This is a genomic window from uncultured Hymenobacter sp. (assembly GCF_964243305.1).
In the GTDB taxonomy this organism is placed as follows: domain Bacteria; phylum Bacteroidota; class Bacteroidia; order Cytophagales; family Hymenobacteraceae; genus Hymenobacter.
Genome location: NZ_CAXTEF010000008.1, coordinates 79,446 through 94,825, shown reverse-complemented (window position 1 = coordinate 94,825; position 15,380 = coordinate 79,446). Strand labels below are relative to the sequence as shown.

Here is a 15,380-nt window from a genome sequence, read left to right as displayed (position 1 = left end):
GTGCGCGCCGTCCCAAAATCGCCGCTTAGTCTCATTACCGTTCAACTACCGGGCGGGGGCCAGCCCCGCACCCTACGTAGCTCATGCAAGATTTCCTGACCCCCGTCCAGATTGTGGCGGAGCTAGATAAGTACATCGTCGGCCAGCACGAGGCCAAGCGCTACGTGGCCATCGCGCTGCGCAACCGCTGGCGCCGCCTGCACGCGCCCGCCGATATGCAGGCCGAGATTGTGCCCAACAACATTCTCATGATTGGGGCGACGGGGGTAGGAAAAACCGAGATTGCCCGCCGCCTCGCCGCCCTCGCCGACGCGCCTTTCGTCAAGGTCGAGGCCAGCAAATTCACGGAAGTCGGCTACGTGGGCCGCGATGTGGAAAGCATGGTGCGCGACTTGGCCGAGCAGTCGTTTAACCGCGTGAAGGCCCGCCGCCAGGAAGCCGTGAAGGCCCAGGCCGCCCAGGCCGTGGAAGACGTGATTCTGGATGCGCTGATTCCGCCCATCCGGCCGGCGGCCGGCAACGGCAGTGCCACCCGCAGTCCGGGCTTCAGCGTGAGCGGCAGCGACAATGGCAGCGGCAGCGAGGGCGAAATCCCTACCCCCCCTACCTCTGACCAAGAGCTGAACGAGCGCACCCGGGCCCGCTTCCGCGAAAAAATCCGCAGTGGCGAGCTGGATGAGCGGCGCATTGAGATTCAGGTATCCCAATCGGGCCCGAGCGTGGGCGTGATGGCGCCCCCCGGCATGGACGAGGCCGCCCTGTCGGGCCTCCAGGACATGCTGGGCTCGATGCTGCCCAAGAAGAGCCGCAAGCGTAAAGTCACGGTAGCCGAAGCCCGCAAGCTGCTGCTGGATGAGGAAGCCGCCAAGCTCATCGATATGGATGAGGTGAAGGAAGAAGCCGTGCGCCAGGCCGAAAACGCGGGCATCATCTTCATCGATGAAATCGACAAAGTGGCCAGCAGCGGCGGCAACGGCAAAAGCGGCGGCCCTGACGTGAGCCGCCAGGGCGTGCAGCGCGATTTGCTGCCCATCGTGGAGGGCTCGGCCGTGAACACCAAGTACGGCATCGTCAACACCGACCACATCCTGTTCATCGCCGCCGGCGCCTTCCACGTGGCCAAGCCCTCGGACCTGATTCCGGAGCTACAAGGCCGCTTTCCTATCCGCGTCGAGTTGCAGCCGCTCACCAAGGAGGACTTCGTACGCATCCTGCGCCACCCCAAAAATGCCCTTACCAAGCAGTACGAGGCCTTGCTGCAAGCGGAGGGGGTAGGGCTGACATTCGAAGATGCTGCCCTGGACCGGCTGGCCGAAATCGCCACCGAGGTGAACGCTGAAGTTGAGAACATCGGTGCCCGCCGCCTGCACACGGTCATGTCGCGCCTGCTCAATGAGCTGCTCTTCGACGTGCCCGACAAAATTGGCGCCGACTCGCAAATCAACATCACCGCCGAGCTGGTCGAGGAGCGCCTGCGCGGCATGGTCAAGAACCGGGACCTGAGCCAGTATATTTTGTGAGTTATGAGTTAAAAGTTATGAATTATAAGTTCGCAACCCGGTGGTGGTTTAATTTAAGGTGATATTATAATTATCGATAACGATTTTGATGCGTGCGGTATGCATCACCAACCTTTTGCTAAAGGAGCACGATTTGCGCACCAGCACCCCGCAACGCTGACGTAAGGAACAGTTGATGGCTTCTATAATACTAGTTTGCCCTTCGCCTTTCGGACATGGCCGCTGTTGCCAACGCGGCAGCACTTTCGCATAGGCGTCCCAGAGGTCGGTAAAATACCAGCAGTGGCGGCGGTAGCGACGAGGCAAGGCTTGCCACAGCTGCTGCGCAGTTTGGGCACTCCGGTCGCCCAAGACCCACGCCACGATGCGCCGACTGGCACGTTCAACGGCGAGCCAGAGCCAGACTTTATGCGCTCTACTGCCCACAAACGTCCACATCTCATCGAGTTCAAGCGCTTCCCAGCGTTTTTTCTGGGTCTTCTTCCGCCGCAGTCGGGGCAGCGGGGGCGAAGCTGCCCGCGCTTTTTTTTACCAGCTTTGCCACGGTCACGCGTGCGACGCCCGTTGCCCGCACGATGCTGCGTTGTGAGTTACGTTCAACCAACAGTTTTTCAACCTGGGCATATTGGGCGGCTTTTGCGACCGCAGCGGGCGTAAAACGCGCTTGGTAGCCACAAGCTTTACACTGGTATTTGGCGTGTCCTTGACTCGTGCCATTGCGCCGAATATGCTCGCTGCCGCATTTGGCGCAGAGATGTTGCGTGTAAACCATAAACCCTTATACGCTTTTCACCTCTTAATAGACCACCGCCCGCAACCCAACTTCACTACCAACTCATAATTCATAACTTTTAGCTCATAACTCAAAGAAATGCACTACTACCTCATCACCGGCGCCAGCCGCGGCCTGGGCCGCGCCCTGGCCGATGCCGTGCTGCAACGGCCCGATGCCACCGTATTGGGCGTTTCGCGGCACGCTACCATCGAGCACCCCCGCTACCAGCACCAGCCGCTAGATTTGTCTGATATCGACGCGGTAGAGAACAACCTTTACAAGCTCTTCGTCCCGCGCCCCGACGCGAGCAGTCTCACGCTCATCAACAACGCGGCCGTGCTGGGCCAAATTGGCTACTTTGGCACCCAGAAAAGCGAGCATTTCAACTTCGTCTTCGACCTGAATGTCGTGGCCCCGGCCATGCTGATGAACGGTTTCCTGGCCGCCTACGGCAACTTGGCAGTGCCGCGCACCATCCTCAACATCAGCAGCGGCGCCGCTCAGCGCGCCGTCGATGGTTGGGGCGCCTACTCCGCCTCCAAAGCCGCCCTTAATGCCCTGAGCCAGACCGTACAGAAAGAGCAGGACCTGCGCGGCTCCGGCGTGCGGGTGCGGGCCCTCTCGCCCGGCGTACTCGACACAGCCATGCAGGAGCACATCCGCGCCGCCGACGAGGCGCAGTTCTCAGAAGCCGCCAAATTCGCTTACCTCCACACCGAAGGCCGGCTGCAGGAGCCCGAAGCTGTGGCTGCCAGCATCGTGAGTTGGCTGCGCGCGCCTTTGCCGGTGGGAGAGGGGGTAGTGCTGCGGCTGGAAGATATCAAGTAGCCTGCCTCCGGCTGGAAAACATTATAAAATAAATTAATATGTATAGATATTCATACATTAAATATAGACTGGCAGGACGTCATTTTTTCTTTAATAAACTGTGCTAGAGAACCGGAGTAAATTTCTTAAATTTGTTAAGAATGTGATACCTTGCCAACAGATTTTCATACCCATCCTTTTTTCTTAAGACTTGCTTTTCACCTTTTTTCACTTTCCCACCTTCTAGTATGAAGAACTTCTCTTTACTATTGGTCTTTCTGCTCAGCTGCTTGTGGCACCAAGCATCGGCGCAGGACCGGGCCGTTTCAGGCCGGGTAACCGACCGCACTAACGGGCAGGGGCTGCCCGGCGTAACAGTGCTTGCGCAAGGTACTAACGTTGGTACCTCTACAAATGCGGATGGCAATTTCTCGCTTAATGTACCAAGTTCGGCTACCACGCTCTCGTTCAGCTTTGTGGGCTTCACCACTGTGCAGCAACCTATCGGCGATGGCTCAAATATTAATGTGGCCTTAGCAACGGATGCTAAGCAGCTAGGTGAGGTAGTAGTGACCGGCGCTCTGGGTATTCAGCGCCAGCAAGGACAGGTTGGCTATGCCACAGCTACACTTGACTCTAAAGAGCTTACTCAGGCTCGCGTCACAAACGTAGCAAATGGCTTGGCCGGTAAAGTATCAGGTCTGCAAATCCAGACTCTTAGCAACGGCGTCAATCCGAGTCCGCGCGTGACGCTACGCGGTACTCGTTCTCTAACTGGTAATAATGAAGCACTTATCGTAATCGATGGGGTTATCACTACAAATGATATCCTGGGGGCTCTCAATCCTGATGATGTTGCGGATATTTCCGTACTAAAGGGGGCTAACGCAGCGGCGCTTTATGGCTCGCAAGCCTCTAACGGCGCTTTAATCATTACTACCAAAAAGGGGAGCACTACTCCCCAAGTTACTTTCTCGCATACCTCGCAGTTTGAGTCACTTTCATTCTTGCCGAAGTTTCAGGAGGAATTCGGGCCGGGCTCCCCTGATTATTTTACTAATTCGGGGCGGCCAGCATTCAAACCTGATAATACGGTAGATGCAGGCTATGTTCACCAGTATCAAGGCTACGAAAATCAACAGTACGGACCGCGCTTTGATGGCTCATTGCGACCTTTTGGTCAGCCACTGGCCGATGGAAGCGTACAACAACTGACCTATGAGGCCCGCCCTGATGAGAAGCGTAAGTTTTTCGACACAGGCTACCAGATGCAGAATGGCGTAACGTTTTCAGGTGGTGATGAGAAGACTAAGTTCTTTACCTCCTACCAGAACCTGCGCAACAATGGTATTGTTCCAAAAGACAAGTTTGATCGTAACAGTTTCCGCTTTAATGCTTCAAGGGAGCTAGGCCGCCTAACTGTTGGTTTCAATCTTAACTATTCTATACAGAAGGCTAACATTACTTCGAACCTCGACCAGCAGAGTTCAGTGTATTGGAACGTATTCAATACGACGGTAATGGCTCCTATTACGTCGTATAAGGACTACCGAAACGATCCATTTGCTGAGCCAAACTTTGGGTACTACAATGCCTATTACTACAACCCATACTTCGTCATCGATGCCAACCGCACGACGGACCGCCGGAATACGTTGCAGGGCAATGTTGATTTGTCATACAAAGTATTTGATTGGCTGCGCGTACAGTACCGTTTGGGCACTACCAATATCAACCAAACGAGCCTGACAACTCAAAACAAGTTTTCGCTTGACCCTAATTCGCCCAAGCAGATTAACAGCTATGCCGGCTACGTGCGGGACTTGGGTAGTAACCTGACACGCAGCAATTCGGACTTGTTCGCCAGTATGGATAGAACCTTTGGCGATATCAGCGTGCAGGCCATCTTAGGCAACAACGTGCAACAACTCGATAGCCGCTATAATTACGTGGCTTCCACTGCGTTGGCAGTGCCGGTTGTGGATGATGAGTACTTCAACCTGGAAAATCGCATTGGTAACCTTGATGGCTTTAACTCACGCGCTCAAAGCCGCCTGTACGCTTTCTACGCTGACTTGACCTTAGGCTACAAGGACTTCTTCTATCTGCATGGCTCAGGTCGTTATGATGCCACTTCCGTCTTGGATGATGGTAATAACAAATACTTCTATCCTGGAGTTGATGCATCTTTCATCTTTACCAATGCAATTCCGGCGCTGAAAGAGGTTTCTTTCTTAGATTATGGTAAGATTCGGGGAGGCATTACCAAGGTGAGCCAAGTAAACCTACCCCGCAGAACGGGCAATGGCGTGTACGAGACGGGTGGCGCTTACGAAACTCTATCTACTTTCTCACCCGGCAGAGGCTTTCCTTTCGGCTCGACACCTTCTTTCACTGCAAACGGAGGATTGGTGCAGCCGGGCCTACAGCCTGAGGAAACCCGCTCGATTGAGGCAGGAGTTGAACTCAGTTTCCTCCAACGTCGGGTATCAGGCGCCGTTACGTACTATTCCCAGAATAGTACTGATCAGACTGTAAGTACGAGTATTTCAGCTGCTGCAGGCTATAGTAGCTTGCTGCTTAATGCCGGTGAGGTACAGAACCAAGGGATTGAGGCCGACTTAAACATCACGCCGATTCGTATTGATAATGGCTTGAGCATCACGGTTGGCGGCAACTTTAATTATAATAACAACAAAGTAATTTCGTTGCGCGATGGTCTTCCGCAACTGACGTTGCTGGGCAGCGGTAGCCCCACTGGCAACGCAACCCTAGTTGCCATTCCGGGCCAGCCTTTTCCAGTTCTGCAAGGAACCTACTATGAGCGCACAGAAGATGGCCGGGTGAAGATGGGTACGACAGAAGACCCAAACACTGGTGATGTTCGCTATTTTCCTCTGCGGGCTACTGATACCAAAATATTCGGCAATACTCAGCCTAAGTACCGGTATGGCTTCAACACCAATTTCACCTTCAAAGGCATAACTCTGGCGGGGCAAGCCGAAATGCGCACGGGCTATGTAGTGTACCACGCCATTGGCGAGGACTTGGACTTCACGGGCGGCGGACAACGGAGCGCGACCTACGGCCGCCAAGATTTTGTGTATCCCAATTCGGCTATTTTATCTCCTGATGGTGTAACCTATGTGCCTAACACTGAAGGGCTGACTCCTGGTGGCTCAGAGTTCTGGGCTAACACTCCGGCTTGGAACCGGGGGGTAGCAGAGAACTACGTTACTTCGGGTAAATTCTTTAAAATCCGGGAGGTGTCGTTGAGCTACGCGTTACCAGCTACGCTTGTATCAAAAATTGGGTTGGTAAAGGCAGCTACAGTGAATCTTTTTGGCCGGAATTTATTTACGTGGGTACCAAAAGAGAACATCTATACTGACCCCGAATTTAGCGGCACGTCTGTTGGCAGCAATGCAGTTGGTATCAACAGCTTCCTGCAAACTCCCCCCACCAAGTTTTACGGGGCTACCCTTAACGTAACCTTCTAATCTGATTTATTCATGAAAGTAATTTCTAGAGTCCTACTTGCAGCCGCACTCTCAACTGCGGCGACTGGTTGCGAGTCGTTCCTCGACATCAATGAAAACCCGAACCAAGCAACTTCGGTAACTCCCGATGCGCTTTTGGCTTCGGCGCTGGTCACCACGGCCGCTAATTATACGGGTGGTGTGGCCAACGGCCAGAACTACAATAGCTATTCGAGCTTTGCCGCTGGCTACTGGGGTAAGTCAGGTACCGTTAGTGGCTTTGCTGAGGAGCAGACCTATAACTATACCAGTAACTATTACCAGAACCTGTTCAGCTCTACCTATGACAACCTGAATGATTACAATATCATCCAGCAACAGGGTACGGCAAGTGGCTACCCCAACCACGCGGCCATTGCTCGTATCATGAAGGTGTATAACTTTCTGCTGCTGGTTGATCAGTACGGAGATATCCCTTATACGGACGCGTTGCAAGGCCTTGCGAACACCTCCCCTACTTATGACAAGGCAGACGAAATATATCGGGATTTCATTGTGCAACTGAAGGGGGCTATTTCCGATATCAATGCGGCAGGTACTGATGCTCGTCCTGTTACCTCGGAGGATGTTGTCTTTCGCGGAGACATGAAGAAATGGAAGCAATTTGCTAATAGCTTGCAACTGCGTATACTGCTCCGTGAATCGCAGACCAATGACGCGGGCTTAAATACCTACGTGGCGACGGAGATGACGGCCCTTCAAACCGCAGCTGTTGCCGACGGTTTCATTGACGCGGACGTAGTGGCACAGCCAGGCTACGCTGCTAACTCCAACCAGCAGAACCCATTCTACAACCGTTATGGCTTTGCTCCTGGCCTCGTTAATCCTACTTCCGAATACAACTTCATAGTTCCCACGAACTATATTATTCGGCAGTATGAGAGTAATAACGACCCACGTATTTCGCAGCTTTATCGGCGAGGTACGGTTGATAGTGTTTCAGCTTACTCCGGAACTACTTTGGGAGAACCAAATCCTCCTCAATATGATCCCGAAACTCCTCGTGTTGGTTCGCGCCTTTTAAATCCAACTGCTGCTAGACCACTGGGTGGAACCTTCCTGAGATCTCCAACTCAACCAACTGTATTGATGCTACTGTCGGAGCATTTATTTTCTAAAGCTGAAGCTGAGACTCGGAACTTGCTTGCTGGCGGCGACGCTGCTGCTAGGACTGATTTCAATAACGGAATCGAAGCCTCGTTTTTGTTCACCTATCGGACGGCTCCATTCGTTCCCACTGCGCTAGCTGACGTCACTGCGACAACCGCTGGTGTAGCTCAGTACAACACATATATTTCCGCTAATGCCACTAATCCATTAGTAAACTTCGATATCGCTCCATCGTCGGGCTCCTTAGGCAAACAATCAGTTATCATCTACCAGAAGTATCTGGCTGAGAATACTGTTGCCAGCACTGAAGCATGGGCTGATTACCGGCGTACTGCGCAACCCAAATTTGAGGTTTCGCTGCGCGCGGCTACTCCAGGTAGGTTGCCCACACGTTTGTTCTACCCGCAGACCGAAGTAAGCACGAACGCGGCAAACCTTCCCACTGGTGTTGACCAGTTTACTAAGATATTCTGGGACGTAGTGGACTAGTCCGATGGTAATGGTCGTTAATTGAAAAGGGTTGCCCAATCGGGCAGCCCTTTTTAGCTGCTTAAAAGCAAAGAGTACTATCTAACCTAGCTCTGCATCAAAAACCCCTTGATATACTCGTCTAGGTCGCCGTCTAGCACGTTCTGTACGTCGGTGCGCTCGATGCCGGTGCGCAGGTCTTTGATGAGCTTGTAGGGGTGCAGGACGTAGTTGCGAATCTGGGAGCCGAAGTCGATGCGCTTCTTGGTGGCTTCGACTTTGTCGCGCTCGGCGTGGCGTTTGTCCAATTCCTGTTGGTAGAGGCGCGACTTGAGCATCCGCAGGGCGTGCTCCTTGTTCATGAGCTGACTACGCTCAATCTGGACGGCGATGATGATGCCGGAGGGCGCGTGGGTGAGGCGGACGGCGGTTTCGACCTTGTTCACGTTCTGCCCGCCCGCGCCGCCGGCCCGGAACGTGTCCCAGGAGATGTCAGCCGGGTTGATTTCAATGCTAATTGTGTCGTCGATGACGGGGTAGGCGAACACCGAGGCGAAGCTGGTGTGGCGCCGGCCGCTGCTGTCGAAGGGCGAGAGGCGCACGAGGCGGTGCACCCCGATTTCGCTTTTGAGGTAGCCATAGGCGAACGGACCGTCAATTTCCAGCGAGGCCGACTTGATGCCGGCGCCCTCACCGGGCTGGTAGCTGACCTGCCGCACGGTGAAGCCGTGGCTCTCGCCCCACATGATGTACATGCGCATGAGCATCTCGGCCCAGTCCTGGCTTTCAGTGCCGCCGGCGCCGGGGTTGATATCGATGATGGCGGCGAGCTGGTCTTCCTCGTCAGAAAGCATTCGCTTGAACTCCAGCGCCTCCACTTTCTGCTGCGTAGCCTCAAACTCGGTCTGCATTTCGGCTTCTGTGACCTCGCCTTCCCGATGGAAATCATAGAGCACCTCGGTGTCAGCGACGGCCTGTTGCACGGCTTCGTAGTCGTCGGTCCAGGTTTTGATGGACTTGACCTCGCGTAGCAGCGTTTCGGCAGCCTTGGAGTCATCCCAGAAGCCGGGGGCGGTGGTCTGGGCCTCGGCTTCCTCTACTTGTTGTTTGCGGGCATCGTAGTCAAAGATACCTCCTCAGGGCCTCAGCGCGGCCCTTCAAGTCCTTAATCTGGTCTTGGGTCATTGGTGGGAAAATTAGGAAAAAGAACGTCACCCGGCGCTAGCTCAGCGAGCGAAAGAACCTTGCCCGCGCCGGTCGCGGCCGTAACCAAAGTCGGCTGGCCGACAATGTTTAACGGCGCGAGGCAGGCTCTTTCGGGACCGCTTGGCATTGCGCAGGATAACGAAATCGGTTGATGAAACTAAAAGAATGACGTGGCCCGGCGACTCATTGCGTCGTCGGGCCACTTCGTTGTTGATCAGGGGGGTAGGAAAGCACTCCTCCAAAAGGGCAACCCGACAACTGGGAAAAGCCGCCGGAGCCACGCAAAGAAACTACACCCGCACCATCCAGCCGTGCTCATCGGACGCTTGGCCGGCGCGGATGGCGTCGAGGGCCGCGCCAATACGGCGCGAAAGGGCATCGGGCCCGGTGGCGGGCAGGTGATAGTCGTGGCCCTCGAAGCTAATGGTGGCGATAGGCGCGATGGTGGCAGCCGTGCCGACCCCAAAGGCCTCCTGCAACTGACCCGCGGCCAGCGCTTCCATGATTTCGAGGCTGCTCACCTTGCGCTCTTCTACCGCCACGCCCAGGTCGCGGGCCAGTTGCAGCACCGAGCGGCGCGTGATGCCATCGAGAATAGAGGAGCTGAGCGCGGGCGTCACCAGCCGACCGTTGAGCACGAAGACAACGTTCATGGTGCCGGATTCTTCCACATACTGATGCTCTGACGCATCGGTCCAGAGCAGTTGGTGGTAGCCCTCGGCCTGCGCCAGCTTGCTGGGCATCATAGCGCCGCCGTAGTTGCCGGCGGCTTTGGCGTAGCCGGTGCCACCCTCGGCCGAGCGCACGTATTTCTGCTCGAAACGCACCCGCAGGGGCTTGTTGTAGTACAAGCCGACCGGGCAGGTAAAAATCATAAACCGGTACGTGTCCGAAGGCCGCACGCCAATAAAGCCATCGGTGGCGAACATGAACGGCCGGATGTAGAGCGCGCTGCCCGGCGCCGTGGGTACCCAGCCCGCATCGAGCTTGATAAGCTGGCTCAGCCCATTCATAAACACCTCTTCCGGCAGCGGCGGCATACACATGCGCTCGGCCGAGGCGTTGAGGCGGGACCAGTTGTCGAGGGGACGAAACAAGGCTACCCCCCCATCCTGCTGATGGTAGGCTTTCATGCCCTCAAAAATGGCCTGCCCGTAGTGCAAAGCCGAGTTGGCCGGGCTCACGGCCATATTGCCGTAGGGCACAATCTGAGCGTCCTGCCACTCGCCGTTGCGGTAGTCGGCGGCAAACATGTGGTCGGCGAAGGCTTTGCCGAATTCAAGCTGACTGAAGTCCAACTCGGACAGGCGCGAGGCGGTGGTAGGCTGAATGCGCACGGGGAGAATATCGGTGGGCGTCATGCGAGCGGGGGTGGGGAAAATAGGGAGGGTAGGGAGCTGAAAAGTACGGCAGAGCCGGCCAACTGATAAACCAAAACGGCCCCGCAGGCCTGTAACGGCGCGACGGTCGTTTGGGTGCGGCAAGGCCCGGCGCCGGGCGGCTCAGCGGTCAATCCGGGCCTGCCAGGTTACTTCCTCCGCGCCCAGCTCGAAGGCCATGCAGCGGCTGAGCACGAACAGGTAGTCGGAGAGTCGGTTGAGGTAAATCGCCACCAAATCGGCCACGAAAGCGGTTTCCTGTAGTTCTACCACCAGCCGCTCGGCGCGGCGGCACACGCAGCGCGCCACGTGGGCAAACGACACGGCCGGGTGCCCACCGGGCAGCACAAAGGCGTGCAGCTCGGGCAGGCCCTCGTTCATCTGGTCCATCTCGGCTTCGAGCAGGGCCACGTCCTCTTCGTGCAGGTCCGGCAGCTTCATCCTCGACTTCTCCGGGTCGGCCGCTAGCGATGAGCCGATGGTGAACAGTCGGTCCTGCAGCTCCTTAAGCTGCGGCCGGCGACTGGTGTTGATGTCCTGGTCGCGCAGCAGTCCAATGTAGGCATTCAACTCATCGACTGTGCCGTAGGCATCGAGGCGCAGGCTGGATTTGGATACGCGGGTGCCGCCGATAAGGGAGGTCTGGCCCTGGTCGCCGGTGCGGGTGTAGATTTTCATAGAATAACTTTATCAGCCATTGAATCCTATGCTGAGCGCAGCAAAGTGGAGGCGAAGCGCTTTGGCGGAATGGTAGGGGGTAGGGAATCGCAACTCTTGAATTACTGCCCCGAGCAAGATGCTTCGCAGGCTCAGCATGACGTTCGTTTTGCTCACTGCTCACTGCTCATTGAAGCGTGCGTGGCAATGTCTGTGTTCACTACATCTGACTCCACGAGCCCGTCGCGCAGGCGCACAATGCGGTGGGCGTAGCGGGCAATATCTTCCTCGTGCGTCACCATGATGATGGTGTTGCCCTTGGCATAGAGCGCCTCGAACAAATCCATGATTTCGTAGCTCGTCTTGGAGTCGAGGTTGCCGGTAGGCTCGTCGGCGAGGATGATGCTGGGGTGGTTGACCAGGGCGCGGGCAATGGCCACGCGCTGGCGCTGGCCGCCCGACAGCTCATTGGGCTTGTGCTTGGCGCGGGTGCCGAGGCCCACGCTTTCGAGCACGGTCATGGCGCGCTCGTCGCGCTCGCGCTTGCCGTAGCCAGCGTAGATGAGGGGCAGGGCCACGTTATCGAGCGACGAGGCGCGGGGCAGCAGGTTGAAGGTTTGGAAGACAAAGCCGATTTCCTTGTTGCGCACCTCGGCCAGGGCGTTGTCCGACATGCGGCTCACATCCTGGCCGTTGAGCACGTAGGAGCCCTCGGTGGGCGTGTCGAGGCAGCCAATCAGGTTCATCAGCGTGCTTTTGCCGGAGCCCGACGGCCCCATAAACGCCACGTACTCGCCGCGCTGAATCTCGATGCTGACTGAGCGCAATGCGTTAATCACCTCCGTGCCCATGATGTACTTCTTGGCCAGATTGGTGGTCTTGATGACGGGGGAGGGGGTAGGGGCCATGAGCGAAAGCAGCTGGTTGAGAGCTTGAAAGTTAGGGCGTTGCGCTGAAAGACGCGGTGGCCGCTGCCCTGGCCGCTCGCACCGCCGCCAAACGCTGCTGCAAGGTACTATAAGCGGCCGGGCTGAGTAGCGGGCGCAGGCGCGCGAGGGCGTCGGCGGCGTAGTCGCTTAGGCCAGCCTGAGCGGCGGCCGGCACATAAGCCCCTAACAGCGCGCTTGACTCCGGGTTTTCATCGAGGCCCCGGCGCAGGGCCTCGTAGGCGGCGAGGTAGTCGCGGCGGCGGGTGTAGAAGGTGGCGGCGGTGAGGATAGCGGATTCATTGAAGGGCGCCTCTTGCAGCAGGCGCGCATATAGTCTGCTAGCCTCCGCTGCCCGGTTCTCCAGCTCCGCCAACCGGGCTTGCCGCAAGGTTTCGGTGCCGGCCGGCGCCGGGCGGGCGCGGGCTGCCGGGGCCAATCGCTGCAACTCAGCCACGCTGCCGGCCCGCGCGATGGTGGCTGGCAGCTGAGCCGGCACCCCTGGGCTCTCCGGCCGGAAGGCTGCCAGCTGGCCTTGCAGCTGGCGCCCCAGGCGCTGGCGGGCGGTGTCGGAACTGGCTGCCAGCCGGGCGGCGCCGGCGCGGGACGAGTCGAGCTGGCCCGCTAGGGCCAGGGCGTAGGCGCGGGCCGCGTCGGTGGAGGCGCCGTGAGCCGTGGCCTGGGCAAACTGCGCGGCGGCCGTGCCATATTGCCCTTGCCGCAGCTGCCATAGCCCCAGCACGTACTGATAATAAGCCGCTGTCGAACTTTCGCCCACCGCCAGGGGCGCGAGCAGCTGCCGGGCCTGCTGCTCCTGCCCGGCGCCGTGCAGCAGCAGCGCCTGCGCAAACGCCAATTGGTCGGAGTAAGCGTTGTTGTCGGGCTGGGCCACGGCGCGCCGGAGCGCGGGCAGCAGCGCTGTGTCGGCCCGGCGCTGGGCTTGGAGCGCGGCGTGGTAGAGCCAGGCGAAGCTGGCATCGTTGAGCTGCGCGAGGGGGGGTAGGGATTCCGGGGCCGCGACCGTTTTCGGGGCTGCGGCCGGGTACAGCAACCTCAGCAGCAGCTGGTTGCCAGCTAGGGCGGGCTCGGCCGGTGTGGCGGGGCTTAGGCTACGCTTCCGCGCCTCATCCAGCAGGTTTTGGCTCAGCAGAAAGCCGAGCTGATTGGTGCGGGAGGGGTAGGCGCCGGGCGCGCGGCGCGCGGCCAAATCGAGGTAGAATGCCACCGAGTCGGTCAGGGCCGAGCGGGTGTAGAGCTGGGCCAGGTCGCTGGCCAGCGCGGCACTGCCGGGGTTGTCGCGCAAGCCTTGGCGCAGCACCTGCTGGGCGTCGAAAAAGTCCTGGGGCGCGTTGTAGAGGGCGGCTAGGTGCAGCGAGATTTTCTCGGCCGGCGCCCGGCGCAGAGCGCGGCTCAGGGCCAGCAGCTCGTTGCGGGGCTGCCCCCGGAAGCGGTAGAGGGCCGCCCGGCCCAGCGCGGCGCGGTGGTTGTTGCGGTCCAGCGCGTCCGATTCGGCGTAGTAGCGCTCGGCCAGCAGGGCGCGGCCTAGGTCGTCGGGGTGGGCCTCACTTTGCTGGCGCGTGAGGTCGCCTAGCTCATTGTAAAAGCCGGCCCGCACTTGGTTGAGGGCCGCGAACTCGCTGCGCACTAGCACGAGCACCACGGTAAGCAAACCCAGCAAATACATAGCGTAGAACGGAAACCGGCGCGGCTCAAACACCACCCGGTACACGGGCAGCCGCTGTTGCAGCAGAGGCGCAAAATTCAGCAGCAGATACAGCAGAAAAGCGGTGCCCAGGGCCAGAAAAGCCAGGTTTGTGAACTCGCGGGCGGCTTGCAGCAGCGGGCCGTTGGCCGTGGCCAGGCCGTAGCCCAGAGCACCGGCCGCGCCGGCCAGCACCAGCGGCAGCAGCTGGCGCAGGCCCGGTGCGTAGGGAAGCCAGTCGGCCACCGTGGCGGCCCGGCGCCGCAGGCCCAGCACCCCCACCACGGCTGCCGGCAGCAGCAAAACCAGCGGGTCGAAGCGCAGGCCAGGGAAGAGCAGCAGCTCGCCATTGTTCCAGAAATACAGCCCCAGCGGGCTCAGGTACAAGAGGCTGGCCCCCAGCAGTGGCAGCACGCCAAACCGGCCGCCGGGCTGCGCTGCCTGAGTGTTGAGCCACAACAGCCCGTGCACGTTCTCAAACCCCAGCCACAGCACCAGCAGCGCCAGCAGCCCCGCGCCGCCCGGCGTGGCGTAGGCCGCCAGGTGCAGCACCGTTTCATCAACCGAAAACTGACTGCGGCTGAACACCAAGCCGCCCAGCCCCGCCACCAGCACGCCGAAAATCAGCCCCCGCCACCCCAGCGCCACCCGCTCGCCAAAGGCATGCAGCCCAAACCCTACCCCCCCCAGCACCGCCAAAGCCAAAAGCAGAAAATACTGCCGCGACGCATTGAAAATGCCCAGTAAATCAGCGTTCAGCGACATCAGAAAGAAGATGGCCAGCGCCATGCCGCCCACGAATGCCGGCCGCGGCAGGGTGCTGACCACCGCCAGCCAGCCGGCCAGCACCACGCCCAGCAGCGCCACCCACAGCGCCGCCGCGTCGGGTCGGGTAAAGGGGCCCGCCAAATCGTGGGTCAGGGTGGTGATGTAGCCGTTGGCCTCCACCGGCAGCGTGGCCCCGGCACCCACCGGCACCTGCTCCAGCGTGAGGGGCAGGGGCTGCAAGTGCGGCACCAGCACCAGCGGCAGGGTGGTGGCCTCGCCCGTGGCGTAGTGGTAGCCGGCCAGCGCCGCGGCCAGCAGGGCCAGCAGCAAGAGCGGGCCGGGCAGGCGGCGCAAGGGGGTAGGGGAAGGCAAGGAGTTGGGCAAAAGTCGATTGAAAAAATTAGACCGTCATGCAGAGCGCAGCGAAGCATCTTGCCCGCTGACTAATCCAAATGAATGAACAACGATTGGATTACTTTTCCTGGCAAGATGCTTCGCTGCGCTCAGCATGACGTTCCTTTTG

Annotated in this window: 11 protein-coding genes; 4 read left to right on the top strand and 7 right to left on the bottom strand. The window is 58.5% G+C overall.

Features of this window, described 5'->3' with window-relative positions; genetic code table 11:
* The first annotated feature begins 83 nt into the window (after positions 1-83).
* On the top strand, positions 84-1,520 hold the full coding sequence (hslU, locus tag ACFE70_RS07455; protein ID WP_375417100.1) for an ATP-dependent protease ATPase subunit HslU: 1,437 nt from the start codon (positions 84-86) through the stop codon (positions 1,518-1,520).
* 48 nt (positions 1,521-1,568) lie between these two features.
* Here hslU and ACFE70_RS07450 read toward each other — a convergent pair whose 3' ends face one another.
* Both ACFE70_RS07450 and ACFE70_RS07445 read right to left on the bottom strand, forming a co-directional pair.
* A complete protein-coding gene (locus ACFE70_RS07450) occupies positions 1,569-1,958 on the bottom strand; it encodes an IS1 family transposase (RefSeq protein WP_375417099.1) in 390 nt (129 codons plus the stop codon).
* Positions 1,959-1,968: 10 nt separating this feature from the next.
* Complete coding sequence (locus tag ACFE70_RS07445) at positions 1,969-2,292, bottom strand: hypothetical protein (RefSeq protein WP_375417098.1); 324 nt, start codon at positions 2,290-2,292, stop codon at positions 1,969-1,971.
* Positions 2,293-2,391: 99 nt separating this feature from the next.
* Here ACFE70_RS07445 and ACFE70_RS07440 point away from each other — a divergent pair, with 99 nt between their 5' ends.
* The 3 genes from ACFE70_RS07440 to ACFE70_RS07430 all read left to right on the top strand — a co-directional run bounded on the left by ACFE70_RS07440 (position 2,392) and on the right by ACFE70_RS07430 (position 8,240).
* A complete protein-coding gene (locus ACFE70_RS07440) occupies positions 2,392-3,123 on the top strand; it encodes an SDR family NAD(P)-dependent oxidoreductase (protein WP_375417097.1) in 732 nt (243 codons plus the stop codon).
* Between the two features lie 227 nt (positions 3,124-3,350).
* On the top strand, positions 3,351-6,602 hold the full coding sequence (locus ACFE70_RS07435; protein ID WP_375417096.1) for a SusC/RagA family TonB-linked outer membrane protein: 3,252 nt from the start codon (positions 3,351-3,353) through the stop codon (positions 6,600-6,602).
* A 12-nt stretch (positions 6,603-6,614) separates the two neighbouring features.
* Positions 6,615-8,240, top strand: a complete 1,626-nt coding sequence (locus ACFE70_RS07430; protein ID WP_375417095.1) for a SusD/RagB family nutrient-binding outer membrane lipoprotein — start codon at positions 6,615-6,617, stop codon at positions 8,238-8,240.
* Between the two features lie 86 nt (positions 8,241-8,326).
* On the opposite strand, the gene prfB is transcribed toward ACFE70_RS07430, so the two are convergent.
* The 5 genes from prfB to ACFE70_RS07405 all read right to left on the bottom strand — a co-directional run bounded on the left by prfB (position 8,327) and on the right by ACFE70_RS07405 (position 15,241).
* Positions 8,327-9,404 (bottom strand): peptide chain release factor 2 gene (gene prfB / locus ACFE70_RS07425; RefSeq protein WP_375417094.1). Its coding sequence is split into 2 segments (ribosomal slippage): positions 8,327-9,343 and positions 9,345-9,404, totalling 1,077 coding nucleotides; the frame shifts between segments, so codons are not numbered across the junction.
* A gap of 311 nt (positions 9,405-9,715) precedes the next feature.
* Positions 9,716-10,786 (bottom strand): branched-chain amino acid aminotransferase, encoded by a 1,071-nt coding sequence (locus ACFE70_RS07420; RefSeq protein WP_375417093.1) that lies wholly within the window; start codon positions 10,784-10,786, stop codon positions 9,716-9,718.
* 141 nt (positions 10,787-10,927) lie between these two features.
* Positions 10,928-11,482, bottom strand: coding sequence for a cob(I)yrinic acid a,c-diamide adenosyltransferase (locus tag ACFE70_RS07415; RefSeq protein WP_375417092.1), 555 nt, complete (start codon positions 11,480-11,482; stop codon positions 10,928-10,930).
* Positions 11,483-11,634: 152 nt separating this feature from the next.
* Positions 11,635-12,369, bottom strand: coding sequence for an ABC transporter ATP-binding protein (locus tag ACFE70_RS07410; RefSeq protein WP_375417091.1), 735 nt, complete (start codon positions 12,367-12,369; stop codon positions 11,635-11,637).
* Between the two features lie 31 nt (positions 12,370-12,400).
* The gene (locus ACFE70_RS07405; RefSeq protein WP_375417090.1) at positions 12,401-15,241 is read right to left on the bottom strand and encodes a hypothetical protein; all 2,841 of its coding nucleotides are present in this window, start codon (positions 15,239-15,241) and stop codon (positions 12,401-12,403) included.
* Positions 15,242-15,380 lie beyond the last annotated feature (139 nt).